Here is a 13,310-nt window from a genome sequence, read left to right as displayed (position 1 = left end):
AACTTTGCCGGATCCTGCCGCTCGTCCCGCCGTGCTGCCAATGCCCGCCCTCGACTTTGCGAGCAAACCCAGGCTGGACGTCCCGCTCGGGCGTCTCGGATCTCTCGAGGTCCGCCTCGCCCGCAACCCCGCTGAGATCGCTGCCGCGCAGGAGGTCAGGTACCGCGTGTTCTACGACGAACTCGGAGCCCGGCAGGACGGGTTCGACGGCATCGAAGGTCGCGACGCCGATCGCTTCGACGACGTGTGTGACCACCTGCTCGTCTTCGATAGCTCCCTGCCCGGCCCGGATCATCGCCGCATTGTTGGTACCTACCGCCTGCTTCGGCAGGAAGTCGCCGCGGACGCGGGCGGCTTCTATTCGCAGGACGAGTTCGACCTGACCAAGCTCATGGCGCGTCATTCGGAACTGCGCTTCGTTGAGCTCGGTCGCTCCTGCGTGCTTCCTGAATATCGCGCCAAGCGGACGATCGAGGTGCTCTGGCAGGGTATCTGGTCCTATGTCAGCCATCATCGCATCGACGTGATGACCGGATGCGCCTCCTTCCAGGGCGCCGACCCCGCAATCCACGCCCAGTCCTTATCCTTTCTCGGCTACAATTGCCGCGCGGAACCGGAATGGGACGCGCGCGCCGTACCGGAGCGCTACCACCGGATGGATCTGGTCGCGCAGGATGCGCTGGACCTGCGATCGGCGCTCTATGCACTGCCGCCTCTGATCAAGGGCTACCTGCGCATCGGTGCGAGGATCGGCGACGGCTGTGTCGTCGATCATCAGTTCGATACTGTCGATGTGCTGATCGTCCTGCCGGTCAAGGCGATCGACGCGCGCTACATCAACTATTACACCTGCGAAGCAGCCCGGGCCGCAGCCTGATCTGCAAAGCGCCCGGTCCCCGTCAGGGAATGTCTTCCGGACGCCTGCCCGGACGACCCTTGTAGGTCGGGAACGACCAGCCGAAGCGCAGCGCCCCACCCCGGATGGCGAAGGCTATCGAGAACGCCAGGACCGAGGACACCGCTTCATGCAGGCCGGTGAGATCGGCAGCGGTAAAGACCGCAGCCGCAGCCAGAGCGGCGGTCACGTAGATTTCCGGCCGCAGCAGCACCGAAGGTTCGCCGGCCAGCAGGTCGCGCAGGATGCCGCCCAATGTCGCCGTCAGCATGCCCATGACGATGGCGACGACCGGCGAACCGGTGGCGGCCAGGCCCTTGTAGGCTCCCAGCGCCGCGTACGCCGACATGCCGACCGCATCGAGCCACAGAAGCCACCGGTAGCGCGATTCCAGCCTGTGCGCGGTGAAGAAGACGAGGATGCCCACCGCCGCGCAGACCAGCACATAGGTATGATCCACGACCCAGAAGACGGGCACGTCGAGAATGACGTCCCGGACCGTGCCGCCACCGATGCCGGTGACCCCGGCGAGGAACAGGAACCCGATGATGTCGAGCTGCTTGCGCGAGGCGGCCAGCGCGCCGGTGGCCGCGAAAACCGCCACGCCGGCATAGTCGAGCAGCGAGATTGCATTCATCCGACAGACCACCGACGGTTGGATTGCGCGCTTCCGGTCATGATGGCCCCCGGCCGCCAGCCTAGCCGCGATTCCCGTTTTCGCCAGCCCGAAAAGCTGGGATCAGGCGTCGGTTTCGGCCTGGCCGTCGACGGGGCCGGGTTCGGCGGGTGCTTCGCTCGCCTGCTTCGGACCGCCCTTGGCGACGCCCACCATGGCGGGACGCAGGACGCGGTCGCCGATCGAGTAGCCGGGCTGAACCACCTGCACAACCGTGTTGGCAGGGATGTCGGGGTTGGGAACCTCGAACATCGCCTGGTGGAAATTCGGGTCGAATTTTTCGCCTTCGGGCTGCAGCTTCTTGACGCCGTGGCGCTCCAGCGCGGCCAGCATCGCCCGCTCGGTGATCTCGACGCCCTCGATCAGCGCCTTGAATCCGGCGTCGCCGGCCGCCGCCACGTCAGCCGGGATGGCATCGAGCGCCCGGCGCAGATTGTCGGAGACCGACAGCATGTCGCGGGCGAAGTTGGCGATGGCGTAGGAACGGGCATCGTGCACGTCGCGGGTGGTGCGGCGGCGCAGGTTCTCCATCTCGGCCGCAGCACGCAACGCGCGGTCCTTGAGGTCCTCGTTTTCCTTCAACAGCCGGACGACAGCCTCGTAGTCGCCGTCGACCGAGCCTTCAGCCCTTTCTATCGTCGCCTCGGACTGGTTCTCGTCGGGCGCGCGTTCGTCTTTTGCGTGATCGCTCATAACGGGATCCATCAATTTCGGAAGTTGCGCCGCATATCGATGTTCGGAGCGCAAAAATCAAGGCCGAAGGGCGCGTCTGTCCAAACACGGGCCAAACGCTGTCGAGTCCAGAAGACTTTAAATCAAATTTTACCTTGTTCGCCCCGACTGGACTGTGGTGGGAACCATTCGAATGGAGACGGGTTTCCCGTGCCGAAAGGTACAGAACGATGTCAGGTAACGAAAACGATGACGTGAATTCGCTGCGGCAGGAGATCCGGAAACAGTTCGGATCGGCGGCAACCACACGCTTTGTGCGGAACATTCCCGCCTTCCGCGTCGATAACGCGATGCCGGAGCGATTCACAAATCTGCTCGCCGAACTCGATCGCACCGAGGCCGGCAAATCAGGCCACAGCGACTAGGCCAGGCTGCGATCCGGCGCGGGAGATGCCTGCGCGACCATCCCTTCCACGGCACGCACAAGAAGCGCCAGGTCCTGTGGCCGCGAGAGCCTATGGTCGCCGTCCGGTATCAGGGACAACGTCACATCGTCCGCGGGCAGCATGCTCACCAGCTTCAGCGCGTGCGTATGCGGCACGTCGGGATCGGCCATGCCCTGCAGCACGTGGACCGGGCAATGGGTGTCTATCGGGCCGGTCATGACCCGATTGCTGCGGCCGTCCTCGATGAGCGCGCGCGTATAGATGTTCGGCTCGGGCGAATATTGCGACTTCTCCTCAAAGTAGCCTTTTTGCACGAGGTCCCGTTGCTGCTTCTTCGTCAGTTCCGGCTCGATGAGCTCGGAGGTGAAGTCCGGCGCGGGCGCAAGAAGCACGAGTCCCGCCACCCGTCCGCCCTCGCCCGCCTTGCGCAGCTCCTGGATCAGGCGAAGCGCGATCCAGCCGCCCATGGAGGATCCAACGAGAATCTGCTGCCCCTCTGTCAGCGCCCGGAACGCGGCAAGGCTCTCGCCAATCCATTTCGAGATCGTGCCTTCGGCGAAAACGCCACCCGACTCGCCGTGGCCCGAATAGTCGAAGCGCAGGAAGGCATGGCCCTTCGCGGCCGCCCAGTCCGAGAGAGTTTCGGCCTTGGTGCCCAGCATGTCGGAGCGATAGCCGCCAAGCCAGACGATACCCGGCGCCACGCCCTCAACGCGGCGAAAGGCGATTGGCGTTCCCGATACGTCCATGAACGCGGGAGACCCTGTGAATTCCGAGGCTGCCATGCTGCTATCCGATTTCCGACGAGGGCTCTTGCCACAGGCGCGCACCGCCGCAAAGTGATCAGACGTCACGACGGCACGGGAAAAGGCCGACAAACCCGGCGATACAGGTGATTTATTCTCCGCGACATGCTATTGACTTGAACAGCCGGGGCACGACATAGGCGTGGCCCGCACGGACTGACACGTCAACTATTCGAGGAGAAGACTACCATTCGCAGACCTTTCAAGGCAGCGGCCCCGACCAAGGACGGCCCGCGCTCGAACCGCGACATCCGGGTTCCCCGGGTCCAGCTCATAGATGCCGACGGCACCAACCGCGGCGAAGTCTCCATCAACGATGCACTGCTCGCCGCCGAGGAAGCGGGGCTCGATCTTGTCGAGATTTCCCCCAATGCCAGCCCGCCGGTCACCAAGATCCTCGATCTCGGCAAGCTCAAATACGCCAACCAGAAGAAGGCGGCCGAGGCGCGCAAGCACCAGAAGGTCATCGAGATCAAAGAGATCAAGATGCGCCCCAACATCGACACCCATGACTACGAGACGAAGATGAAGGCTGTGCGCCGATTCTTCGACGAGGGCGACAAGGTCAAGCTCACGCTGCGGTTCCGCGGCCGCGAGATGGCGCATATGGAACTCGGCATGGAACTCCTGAACAAGGTCCGGGAGGAAACCGCCACCATCGCCAAGGTCGAGGCAGAGCCGAAGCTCGAAGGCCGCCAGATGATGATGGTTCTGGCCCCGAAATAGCCACGGTCCGCTTCCAAGGCTGCTGCCGGACGGGTCAATGATCGCGAGGCGGCCTTGGGTACTGAAGATGAAAAAGCGATGGCTGCCTATCAAGCCAGCCGTCGTCTTGTTCTTGCGCTGATCATTGGTGTCGTCTGCCTCCTGCTGGTCTTCAGCGGGTCGCTGCAGAGCGAGTTCAATCATGAAGCGATCGAGTCGCATGGACTGGCGCTGATCCTGCTCGGAATAGGCGGGCGGCTGTGGTCGATACTCTATATCGGCGGCCGCAAATCGGCCGAGGTGGTGTCGTCCGGCCCCTATTCGATCATGCGTAACCCGCTCTATTTCTTTTCCACAATAGCTGCGGCAGGCGTCGGCGCTCAGACGGGCAGCTTTGTGGTCACGGTCGCATTGATGGTGCTGTGCGCGATAGCCTTCCATGTCGTGGCGCTGCGGGAAGAACGCTACCTGAAAGCCAATCTCGGGCAGGCGTATGTCGACTACACAAGGCGGGTGCCGCGTTTCTTCCCCAATCCGTTTATCTTCCGCGACGAGGCCTCCGTGACGTTCACGTCACGCACATTCAAGACCACTTTCCTCGACGGGCTTGTGTTCCTTCTGGCCATACCCTTCTTCGAGGCGATCGAGATCGGTCAGGAGACCGGGGTCATCCCGGTCCTCTTCTGGCTGTATTGAAGATCAGATTGAAGGCGAGCGAGGAGTTGCGCTTCGGCGCATCTGCGAGTATAGAGCCGCGTCCATAACCGTCCGGCAGGGCATGCCGTGGCGGTTTTCATGCTTCCGGGCTTTGGTCGCCCGGAAAGAACAACAGGGGCGAACAGCCCCGTCAAGGAGTAGCAAAATGCCCAAGATGAAGACCAAATCGGCCGCCAAGAAGCGGTTCAAGATCACAGGCACGGGCAAAGTGCTGTCGGCTGCCGCCGGCAAGCGCCACGGCATGATCAAGCGTTCCAACAAGTTCATTCGCGATGCGCGCGGGACCATGGTCCTCGCCAAGCCCGACGGCGTGAAGGTCGTCAAGAACTTCCTGCCTAACGGCGGCGGCATCTGAGCCGGCTGGACAAATTTAAGGAGATCATGACATGGCACGCGTAAAGAGAGGCGTTACCGCCCACGCCAAGCACAAGAAGGTCCTGAAAGCCGCCAAGGGCTTCTACGGCCGTCGCAAGAACACCATCCGCACCGCAAAGGCGGCAGTCGACAAGTCGCTGCAGTATGCCTATCGCGACCGCAAGGCCCGCAAGCGCAACTTCCGCGCCCTCTGGGTCCAGCGCATCAACGCCGCCGTTCGCGAGCACGGCCTGACCTACGGCCGCTTCATCGACGGTCTGAACAAGGCCGGCATCGAGATCGACCGCAAGGTGCTCTCCGACCTCGCCATCCACGAGCCGCAGGCTTTCGCCGCTCTCGTCGGCAAGGCCAAGGGCGCGCTGGAATATCTGAAGAACACCACCCCGAACGCTTTTGAAGCCGCAGTAGCCTAAGGCCGCCGCGCTTCCCAAGCTTTCGATTTTCTGATTTGGGAAACCCGCGCCGGCAGGGCTGGCGCGGGTTTTTCTTTGCCTATCTCAGGGTCCACACATGAGCGATATGGAAACACTGGAAAATTCCCTGATGGCCGACATCGCGTCCGCCGGAGACGAGCAGGCGATCGAGGCCGTGCGCGTCTCGGCGCTTGGGAAGAAGGGCTCGGTGTCGGAACTTCTGAAGACTCTGGGCTCTATGTCGCCAGAGGAGCGGCAGACCAGAGGTCCGGCCATCAACGGCCTCAAGAACCGTGTCACCGAGGCGCTCGCCGGGCGCAAGACCGAGCTGAAGGACGCGGCGATCACCGCGCGGCTCGCGGCTGAGAAGGTCGACGTGACGCTGCCCGTGCGCCAGTCCCCTGCCGAGCGCGGCCGCATCCACCCGATCAGCCAGGTCATCGACGAGATCGCGGCGATCTTCGGCGATCTCGGCTTCGCCATCGCCGAAGGTCCGGATATCGAGACGGACTACTACAACTTCACCGCGCTGAACTTCCCCGAAGGGCATCCGGCCCGCGAGATGCACGACACCTTCTTCTTCCAGCCGGACGCCAAGGGCGAACGCAAGGTGCTGCGCACGCACACCTCGCCCGTCCAGATCCGGACCATGGAGACACAGAAGCCGCCGATCCGCATCGTCATCCCCGGCAAGACCTACCGGCAGGATTCCGACGCCACCCACTCGCCGATGTTCCATCAGGTCGAGGGGCTGGTGATCGACAAGTCGGCCAATGTCGCCAACATGAAGTGGGTGCTGGAGGAATTCTGCAAGGCGTTCTTTGAGGTGCCCCAGGTCAAGATGCGCTTTCGGCCGAGCTTCTTCCCCTTCACCGAGCCAAGCCTCGAGGTCGACATCCAGTGCGACCGCTCGCGGCCGGGCGAGGTGCGTTTCGGCGAAGGCGACGACTGGATGGAGATCCTCGGCTGCGGCATGGTCCATCCGAACGTGCTTCGCCACGGCGGGCTCGATCCCGACGAGTATCAGGGCTTTGCCTGGGGCATGGGCATCGATCGCATCGCCATGCTGAAATACGGCATGCCCGACCTGCGCGCCTTCTTCGACGCCGACGTACGCTGGCTGCAGCACTACGGCTTCCGCCCGCTCGACATGCCGACGCTGTTCGGCGGGCTTTCAAGCTGATCTGCGAAGGAAAGAGACAATGAAACTCACCCTTTCCTGGCTCAAGGATCACCTCGAAACCGACGCGACGCTTGATCAGATCGTCGAGCGGCTGACGTCGATCGGGCTTGAGGTCGAGCATGTCGATGACAAGGCCGGACTGAAGCCGTTCGTCATCGCGAAAGTGCTGACGGCTGTGCAGCATCCCGACGCTGACCGGCTGCGCGTGCTGTCGGTCGATACGGGCGACGGCAAGCCGGTGCAGGTCGTGTGCGGCGCTCCCAATGCGCGGGCGGGCCTCGTCGGCGCCTTTGCGGCGCCCGGCACCTATGTTCCCGGCATCGATGTGACTCTGTCAGTCGGCAAGATACGCGGTGTCGAGAGTCACGGCATGATGTGCTCGGAACGCGAGCTTGAGCTTTCCGACGAGCACAATGGCATCATTGACCTGCCGGAGGACGCGCCGGTCGGGACGAGCTTCGCGACATGGGCGAAGCTCGACGATCCCGTGATCGACATCAACCTGACACCGAACCGGCCCGACGCGACCAGCATCTACGGCATCGCGCGCGACCTCGCCGCGGCAGGACTGGGCAAGCTGAAGGACGGAGCGGTCGCGCCGGTCTCCGGCCAGGGCGCCTGTCCGGTCAAGGTGTCGATCGAGGCGCCCGAGCTCTGCCCCGGCTTCGCGCTCAGGCTGGTCAAGGGCGTCAAGAACGGCCCCTCGCCAAAGTGGATGCAGCAGCGCCTGATCGCGATCGGCCTGCGCCCCATCAACGCGCTGGTCGACATCACCAACTACGTCACCTTCGATCGTGGCCGACCGCTGCACGTCTTCGATGCGTCCAAGGTGAGGGGCAACCTCGTCGTGCGCCGCGCCAAGGATGGCGAGAAGGTGCTGGCGCTCGACGGGCGCGAATATGAGCTGACGCCGGAAATGTGCGTCATCGCCGACGACAACGGCGTGGAATCCATCGCCGGCATCATGGGCGGCGAGCATTCCGGCTGTGACGAAAACACCACCGACGTGCTGATCGAGTCGGCGCTGTGGGAGCCGCTGAACGTCGCGCGCACCGGCCGCGAACTCGGCATCATCACCGATGCGCGCTATCGCTTTGAGCGCGGCGTCGATCCTGAATTCATGATCCCCGGCGTCGAGCTCGCAACGAAGATGGTGCTGGAGCTTTGCGGCGGCCATGCGGGCGAAACGCAGGTTGTCGGCTATACCTGCCACACGCCGAAGATCGTCTCCTTCCCGCATGCGGAGGTGAAGCGCCTGACCGGCATCGAGGTGCCGAAGACCGAGAGTCTCGCGATCCTGAATCGCCTCGGCTTCGAGCCGAAGGGCGACGGCGACCCGGTCGATGTCGCGGTGCCGTCATGGCGGCCGGATGTCGACGGCAAGGCGGACCTCGTCGAGGAAGTGATGCGCATCCATGGCGTCGACAGGATCGCGCCGCAGCCGCTGGGCGCACATGACGCGGTCAACGGAAAAATTCTGACGACGCTCCAAATCCGCACCCGCGCGGCCAAGCGGGCGCTTGCCGCGCGGGGCATGATGGAGGCTGTCACATGGTCGTTCATCCCGGCGAAGCACGCCGAGCTGTTCGGCGGCGGACAGCGCGAACTCAAGCTCGCAAACCCGATCGCGGCGGACATGTCCGACATGCGGCCGTCACTGCTGCCCGGCCTGATCGCGGCGGCGCAGCGCAATGCCGACCGTGGAATCAGCGACGTGGCGCTGTTCGAGGTTTCGGGCACCTATGAGGGCGACGCGCCGGACAAGCAGCGCCGCGTTGCTGCCGGCGTCCGTCGCGGCACGGCGAAGCTCGAAGGTTCGGGCCGCGACTGGGCCGGCAATGCCGGAACCGTCGGCGTGTTCGACGCGAAGGCCGATGCGATCGCGGCACTTGAGGCCGTCGGCGCGCCGGTGGACCGGCTGCAGGTCGAGACAGGCGCACCGGGCTGGTATCATCCCGGCCGCTCCGGCGTCATCAAGCTCGGTCCGAAAGTCGTGCTCGGCCATTTCGGCGAGTTCCACCCGAAGACGCTGGAAGCGCTCGACGTGTCGGGACCACTCGCCGGCTTCGAGATATTCGTCGATGCCGTGCCCGAGCCCAAGGCCAAGCCGACGCGCACCAAGCCGAAGCTCGACCTCTCCGCCTTCCAGCGCGTGACCCGCGACTTCGCCTTCGTCGTTGACAAGACGGTCGAGGCCGGCGCGCTGACGAAAGCGGCGCTCGCCGCCGACAGGAAGCTCGTCACCGGCGTCTCGGTCTTCGACATTTTCGAGGGACCGTCGCTCGGCGAGGGCAAGAAGTCGATCGCCATCGAAGTGTCTATCCAGCCGGTCGAGAAGACGCTGACCGACCAGGATTTCGAGGCGCTGGCCGGCCGCATCGTCGAGAACGTCAGGAATCAGACCGGGGGCGTGCTGCGGGGCTGATCGCCCCTTGGTGATTTCGTGTTGAGGGGCTGATGGCCCTCAGGTGTTCAGCGCTTGCGCACGAACTCTGTGCGCAGCACGAGGCCCTTGATGGCGTCGTGCCGGCAGTCGATCTCTTCGGGGTTGTCGGTCAGGCGGATCGATCTGATCACAGTACCCTGCTTCAGCGTCTGGCCCGCGCCCTTGACCTTCAGGTCCTTCACCAGAACGACGGAATCCCCGTCGGCGAGCACGTTGCCGGCGGCGTCGCGGACCTCAACCGCGGCGGCGGCCACGGCAGCCATTTCCGAAGCGGGCCGCCATTCGCCGGTAGCCTCGTCATACACATAGTCCTCGTCGTCGTTTGCCATGCTGTCCGTTCCACGTCGTGCGTTCGCGCGATCCCCTACACCCTGGCAGGCCGAATTGCCAAACGGAGAGGATGGAGGGCCGCGCCGGCTTTTCTTTTGCCGGGCATGCCGTTAGGTTCCCCAGCTCATATGTCTGACAAATAGGGGATGAACATGTTTCGCTGGGGTATTCTTTCGACGGCAAAGATCGCGCGCGAGCAGTTGATCCCCGCGATCGTCGACGCCGACAACGGCGTGCTCGCGGCCATTGCCAGCCGGGACAAGAAAAAGGCCTATGCTCTAGCCCAGCGCTTCGGCGCGCATCATGCCTTTGGGTCCTATGAGGAGATGCTCGCTTCCGAGGCGATCGACGGTGTCTACATTCCGCTGCCGACGTCGCAGCATGTCGAGTGGACGGAGAAGGCGATCAAGGCAGGCAAGCATGTGCTGGTGGAGAAGCCGCTGGCGCTCGACGCCAAGGACATCGGCAAGCTGATCAAGCTGCGTGACAGGCATAAGGTGCTGGTCTGCGAAGCGTTCATGGTGACGTACCACCCGCAATGGCTGAAGGTACGTGACCTCGTTCAGTCCGGCGCGATCGGCACCCTGAAATATGTGCAGGGCGCCTTCACCTACTTCAACACCGACCCCGGCAACATGCGCAACATCCTTGAGCTGGGCGGCGGCGCACTCCCCGATATCGGCGTCTATCCAACCGTCTCGACGCGTTTCGTGACAGGCAAGGAGCCGAAGCGCGTTCAGGCCACGATCGAGCGCGACAAGAAGTTCAAGACGGACATCTATTCCACGATCCGCGCCAATTTCGGCGACTTCGAACTGTCCTTCTACCTGTCGACGCAACTTGCAGCTCGCCAGCTCATGGTGTTCCACGGCGACAAGGGTTTCATTGAGGTGCACGGTCCCTTCAACGCCGGGCTTTACGATCATCACCGCGTCTCGCTTCATAATCGGGAACACACGGAAGAGACGCTGTTCCGCTTCCCCGGAGCCGCACAATACCGCCTGCAGGTCGAGGCCTTCGCGCGCGCCGCCCGGGGCGGCAAGGATCCTGTTTTCACGCTGGAAAACTCGGTCAAGAACCAGAAGGTGATCGACGCGATCTTCCGCGCCGGCGATTCAGGCGGCTGGGAAAAGGTGTAGTGGCTGCCTCGGCCACGGCTCTTCGCGCCGCATTAAGGAATCCACTGATCCGGAGGACTAACGGCAACGCTGCTTGCGCACTCTCATATCTAATTATATAACTAATTATGTAATGGAGGCGTGTGGGTGGTTGAGGATATCGTTCGCGGCTTCGGCTATCTGACGCTCGGCACGCGGCTGAAGCGTATCGGCGAACGACTTCAGGCAGACGCCCAGAAGATCACCGAAGGAGCGGGCGCAGACGTACAGTCAAGCCAGTACCCTTTCCTCGCGGCGATCGATCATCTCGGCCCCCTGGGCATCGGCGAACTCGCCGAAGCTGTCGGCATCACCCAGCCCGGCGCCACGCGTGCGGTCAACCAGCTGGTGCGCCTCGGACTTCTGGAAACCCGAACCTCCAGCGGCGACCAGCGGCGGCGGATCGTCTCCCTTACACCTGTGGGGAAGAGCTTCGTCGCCGAAGGCAAGGCGCATGTCTGGCCGCTCATCCGCGCCGCGGTCGCCGATCTCTGTGAGGGCCTGAACGGTCCGCTGCTCGATCAACTCGCTGCCATCGAGGACGGGCTTTCCGAAAAGCCCCTCCACAGGCGCGTGAAAAAACCAGGTAAACGTCCATGAGACATCCTCTCGACCGTCCCATCTGGAGTGCTCTGGCAGCTCGTCACGCCGCCTTCGCCGAAGGCAACGCGCTGGCCCTGCGCTACGCCCCGGACATCCATCCCTTCGCCTGTGGCCGCGACGACGGCCCGGAGAGCATGCAGGCGTTGGCTGCCCTGGCGGCGCCCGGCGACACGCAGGTATTCCTGCAGGCGGACGAGATTGTCCCGCCGCAAGGCTTTGTCGTTTCGGTCGTCACGGAAGGCGTGCAGATGGTTGCCGACGGACCCGTTGCAGCCGTCGAGGACGATCGGATTCGCAGGCTCGGCGATGCCGATGCGGCCGACATGCTGGAGTTGGCCATGCTGACCAAGCCGGGCCCCTTCACCATGCGTGCGCTGGCGCTCGGCGACTTCTGGGGCATCAGAGATCAGGGCCGGCTGGTTGCCATGTCGGGTGAACGGCTGAAGGTCGCAGGCATGACTGAGGTCAGCGGCGTCTGCACGCATCCGGATTTTCGCGGACTTGGCCTCGGAAAGCTCATGACGCGTTTCGCGGCCGCACAGGTCTCCGCCTCGGGCGAGCAGCCCTTTTTACACACATATGCGTCCAACACGGCTGCGATCGCGCTCTACGAGAGGATTGGCTTCAGGACGAGGACACGCATGCATGTGTCGGTCATGACTCGGCTCGGCTGAAGACCCCGGCCTGTTTCGCGCTCCCCCGGCGAGGTGTCTTCACATCTACGTCGAATCGTCACCTCGACGTCGAATTCCGGTACATTTTTATATAGCCAGCATATATGCGGAGATTCGCGCCCTATGTAGCTGGTCGAGGGCGGCGCCAGTCCCGGAGGCAGGATGATCGAAACCGCGACGTCGGTATGACGCCAGGAAACGAATGAAGCTTAAGAAATATATCTGGCCGGTGGTCGGCCTGTTCGCCATCGTCTTTTCGGGCTGGCTCCTCTACAAGGAACTACGCGGGCTTTCGATAGCCGACCTTGCCGACAGTTTCGGTGCTATCCCCCCAGGGGACTGGTTCCTCTCAGCGCTGTGCACGCTCGTCGCCTACGCGGCGCTCGCCGGCTACGACCGCATCGCCTTGCTCCATCTCGGACGCCACGTGTCGTGGCTTTTCATCACGCTCTGCTCCTTCACCACCTATGCGCTGTCGCACACGATCGGCGCATCGGTGTTCTCCGGCGCTGTGGTGCGCTACCGCGCCTACTCGTCGCGCGGGCTGACCCCGCAGGAAATCGGCATCCTCGTCGCCTTCTGTTCCTTTACTTTCGCGCTCGGCGTCGTCTTGCTGACCGGCCTGGTGCTGGTGATCGAGCCGGAGATCACCGAGCGCCTCGGCGATGTCGTGCCCGAGGGGCTGTCTATCGGCACCGGGTACCTTCTGCTGGCGCTGATCGCCTTCTATGTCGTCGGCAGTTGGCTTGGCCTCAGGCCGCTGAAGATCGGTTCGCTGACCTTGCAGTATCCGCGCCTGCCGATCGTGGCGCGGCAACTCGTCATAGGGCCGGTGGAACTGCTGGCGGCGGCCGGCATCGTCTATTTCGCGCTGCCGGAAGCCGGAAATCCCGGCTATTTCATCATCCTCGGCATTTTTCTGATCTCGTTTTCAGTCGCGCTTCTCTCGCATGCGCCGGGCGGCGTCGGCGTGCTGGAACTGGTCTTCATCATGGCGCTGCCGGATATGGAGCCTGCCGACGTGCTGGCGGCGCTGCTGGTGTTCAGGGCGTTCTACCTGATCATTCCCTTCCTGATCGCGATCGTTATCCTGCTGCTGTTCGAGCGGTCGCAGCTGTCGCAACCGGACCTTGAGGGCCGGCAGGACGAGCAACGCGGTCCGCAAGCCTGATCCTTCGCCGCTGAAGCTGGATCGCAATCATTCACGCCATT

General features: G+C 63.5%; 16 protein-coding genes. 12 read left to right on the top strand and 4 right to left on the bottom strand.

The features are described 5' to 3' along the window. The first annotated feature begins 40 nt into the window (after nucleotides 1–40). A complete protein-coding gene (gene olsB / locus ABMA32_RS01530) occupies nucleotides 41–877 on the top strand; it encodes a l-ornithine N(alpha)-acyltransferase (RefSeq protein WP_349013298.1) in 837 nt (278 codons plus the stop codon). A gap of 22 nt (nucleotides 878–899) precedes the next feature. Here olsB and ABMA32_RS01525 read toward each other — a convergent pair whose 3' ends face one another. Then, nucleotides 900–1,532: a trimeric intracellular cation channel family protein gene (locus ABMA32_RS01525; RefSeq protein ID WP_349011965.1), complete on the bottom strand. Its 633-nt coding sequence runs from the start codon at nucleotides 1,530–1,532 to the stop codon at nucleotides 900–902. Between the two features lie 102 nt (nucleotides 1,533–1,634). Continuing rightward, the gene (gene grpE / locus ABMA32_RS01520) at nucleotides 1,635–2,264 is read right to left on the bottom strand and encodes a nucleotide exchange factor GrpE (RefSeq protein ID WP_349011964.1); all 630 of its coding nucleotides are present in this window, start codon (nucleotides 2,262–2,264) and stop codon (nucleotides 1,635–1,637) included. 209 nt (nucleotides 2,265–2,473) lie between these two features. Between grpE and ABMA32_RS01515 the strand changes: the two genes are divergently transcribed. Next, a complete protein-coding gene (locus ABMA32_RS01515; RefSeq protein WP_349011963.1) occupies nucleotides 2,474–2,668 on the top strand; it encodes a hypothetical protein in 195 nt (64 codons plus the stop codon). Here ABMA32_RS01515 and ABMA32_RS01510 read toward each other — a convergent pair. Next, nucleotides 2,665–3,474: an alpha/beta hydrolase gene (locus ABMA32_RS01510; protein ID WP_349011962.1), complete on the bottom strand. Its 810-nt coding sequence runs from the start codon at nucleotides 3,472–3,474 to the stop codon at nucleotides 2,665–2,667. The genes ABMA32_RS01515 and ABMA32_RS01510 overlap by 4 nt on opposite strands. Nucleotides 3,475–3,684: 210 nt before the next feature. Here ABMA32_RS01510 and infC point away from each other — a divergent pair, with 210 nt between their 5' ends. From infC to pheT, 6 genes are all read left to right on the top strand, one after another. Next, nucleotides 3,685–4,221, top strand: a complete 537-nt coding sequence (infC, locus tag ABMA32_RS01505) for a translation initiation factor IF-3 (RefSeq protein ID WP_349013297.1) — start codon at nucleotides 3,685–3,687, stop codon at nucleotides 4,219–4,221. Between the two features lie 78 nt (nucleotides 4,222–4,299). Further along, nucleotides 4,300–4,896, top strand: coding sequence for a methyltransferase family protein (locus ABMA32_RS01500; RefSeq protein WP_349011961.1), 597 nt, complete (start codon nucleotides 4,300–4,302; stop codon nucleotides 4,894–4,896). Nucleotides 4,897–5,062: 166 nt separating this feature from the next. Beyond that, nucleotides 5,063–5,272 carry a 50S ribosomal protein L35 gene (gene rpmI, locus ABMA32_RS01495; RefSeq protein ID WP_292767048.1) on the top strand — a complete coding sequence of 70 codons (210 nt, stop codon included), beginning with the start codon at nucleotides 5,063–5,065 and terminating at the stop codon, nucleotides 5,270–5,272. A 31-nt stretch (nucleotides 5,273–5,303) separates the two neighbouring features. Beyond that, on the top strand, nucleotides 5,304–5,705 hold the full coding sequence (gene rplT / locus ABMA32_RS01490) for a 50S ribosomal protein L20 (protein WP_292767046.1): 402 nt from the start codon (nucleotides 5,304–5,306) through the stop codon (nucleotides 5,703–5,705). A 97-nt stretch (nucleotides 5,706–5,802) separates the two neighbouring features. Then, nucleotides 5,803–6,888, top strand: coding sequence for a phenylalanine--tRNA ligase subunit alpha (gene pheS, locus ABMA32_RS01485; protein ID WP_349011960.1), 1,086 nt, complete (start codon nucleotides 5,803–5,805; stop codon nucleotides 6,886–6,888). Between the two features lie 19 nt (nucleotides 6,889–6,907). After that, nucleotides 6,908–9,313 (top strand): phenylalanine--tRNA ligase subunit beta, encoded by a 2,406-nt coding sequence (gene pheT / locus ABMA32_RS01480; protein WP_349011959.1) that lies wholly within the window; start codon nucleotides 6,908–6,910, stop codon nucleotides 9,311–9,313. Between the two features lie 47 nt (nucleotides 9,314–9,360). Here pheT and ABMA32_RS01475 read toward each other — a convergent pair whose 3' ends face one another. Then, the gene (locus ABMA32_RS01475) at nucleotides 9,361–9,663 is read right to left on the bottom strand and encodes an alkylphosphonate utilization protein (RefSeq protein WP_349011958.1); all 303 of its coding nucleotides are present in this window, start codon (nucleotides 9,661–9,663) and stop codon (nucleotides 9,361–9,363) included. 153 nt (nucleotides 9,664–9,816) lie between these two features. On the opposite strand from ABMA32_RS01475, the gene ABMA32_RS01470 reads away from it, so the two are divergent. From ABMA32_RS01470 to ABMA32_RS01455, 4 genes are all read left to right on the top strand, one after another. After that, nucleotides 9,817–10,803: a Gfo/Idh/MocA family protein gene (locus tag ABMA32_RS01470; protein ID WP_349011957.1), complete on the top strand. Its 987-nt coding sequence runs from the start codon at nucleotides 9,817–9,819 to the stop codon at nucleotides 10,801–10,803. 126 nt (nucleotides 10,804–10,929) lie between these two features. Continuing rightward, entirely contained in the window at nucleotides 10,930–11,421 is a 492-nt protein-coding gene (locus tag ABMA32_RS01465; protein WP_349011956.1) for a MarR family winged helix-turn-helix transcriptional regulator, read from the top strand. Then, nucleotides 11,418–12,098, top strand: a complete 681-nt coding sequence (locus tag ABMA32_RS01460) for a GNAT family N-acetyltransferase (protein ID WP_349011955.1) — start codon at nucleotides 11,418–11,420, stop codon at nucleotides 12,096–12,098. Before ABMA32_RS01465 ends, ABMA32_RS01460 begins: the two co-directional genes overlap by 4 nt. Nucleotides 12,099–12,300: 202 nt before the next feature. Then, a complete protein-coding gene (locus ABMA32_RS01455) occupies nucleotides 12,301–13,269 on the top strand; it encodes a lysylphosphatidylglycerol synthase transmembrane domain-containing protein (RefSeq protein ID WP_349011954.1) in 969 nt (322 codons plus the stop codon). Nucleotides 13,270–13,310 lie beyond the last annotated feature (41 nt).

Origin of the sequence: Mesorhizobium quangtriensis (assembly GCF_040081925.1) — a bacterium.
In the GTDB taxonomy this organism is placed as follows: Bacteria; Pseudomonadota; Alphaproteobacteria; order Rhizobiales; family Rhizobiaceae; genus Mesorhizobium_K; species Mesorhizobium_K quangtriensis.
This window is presented reverse-complemented; position numbering and strand designations above follow the sequence as displayed.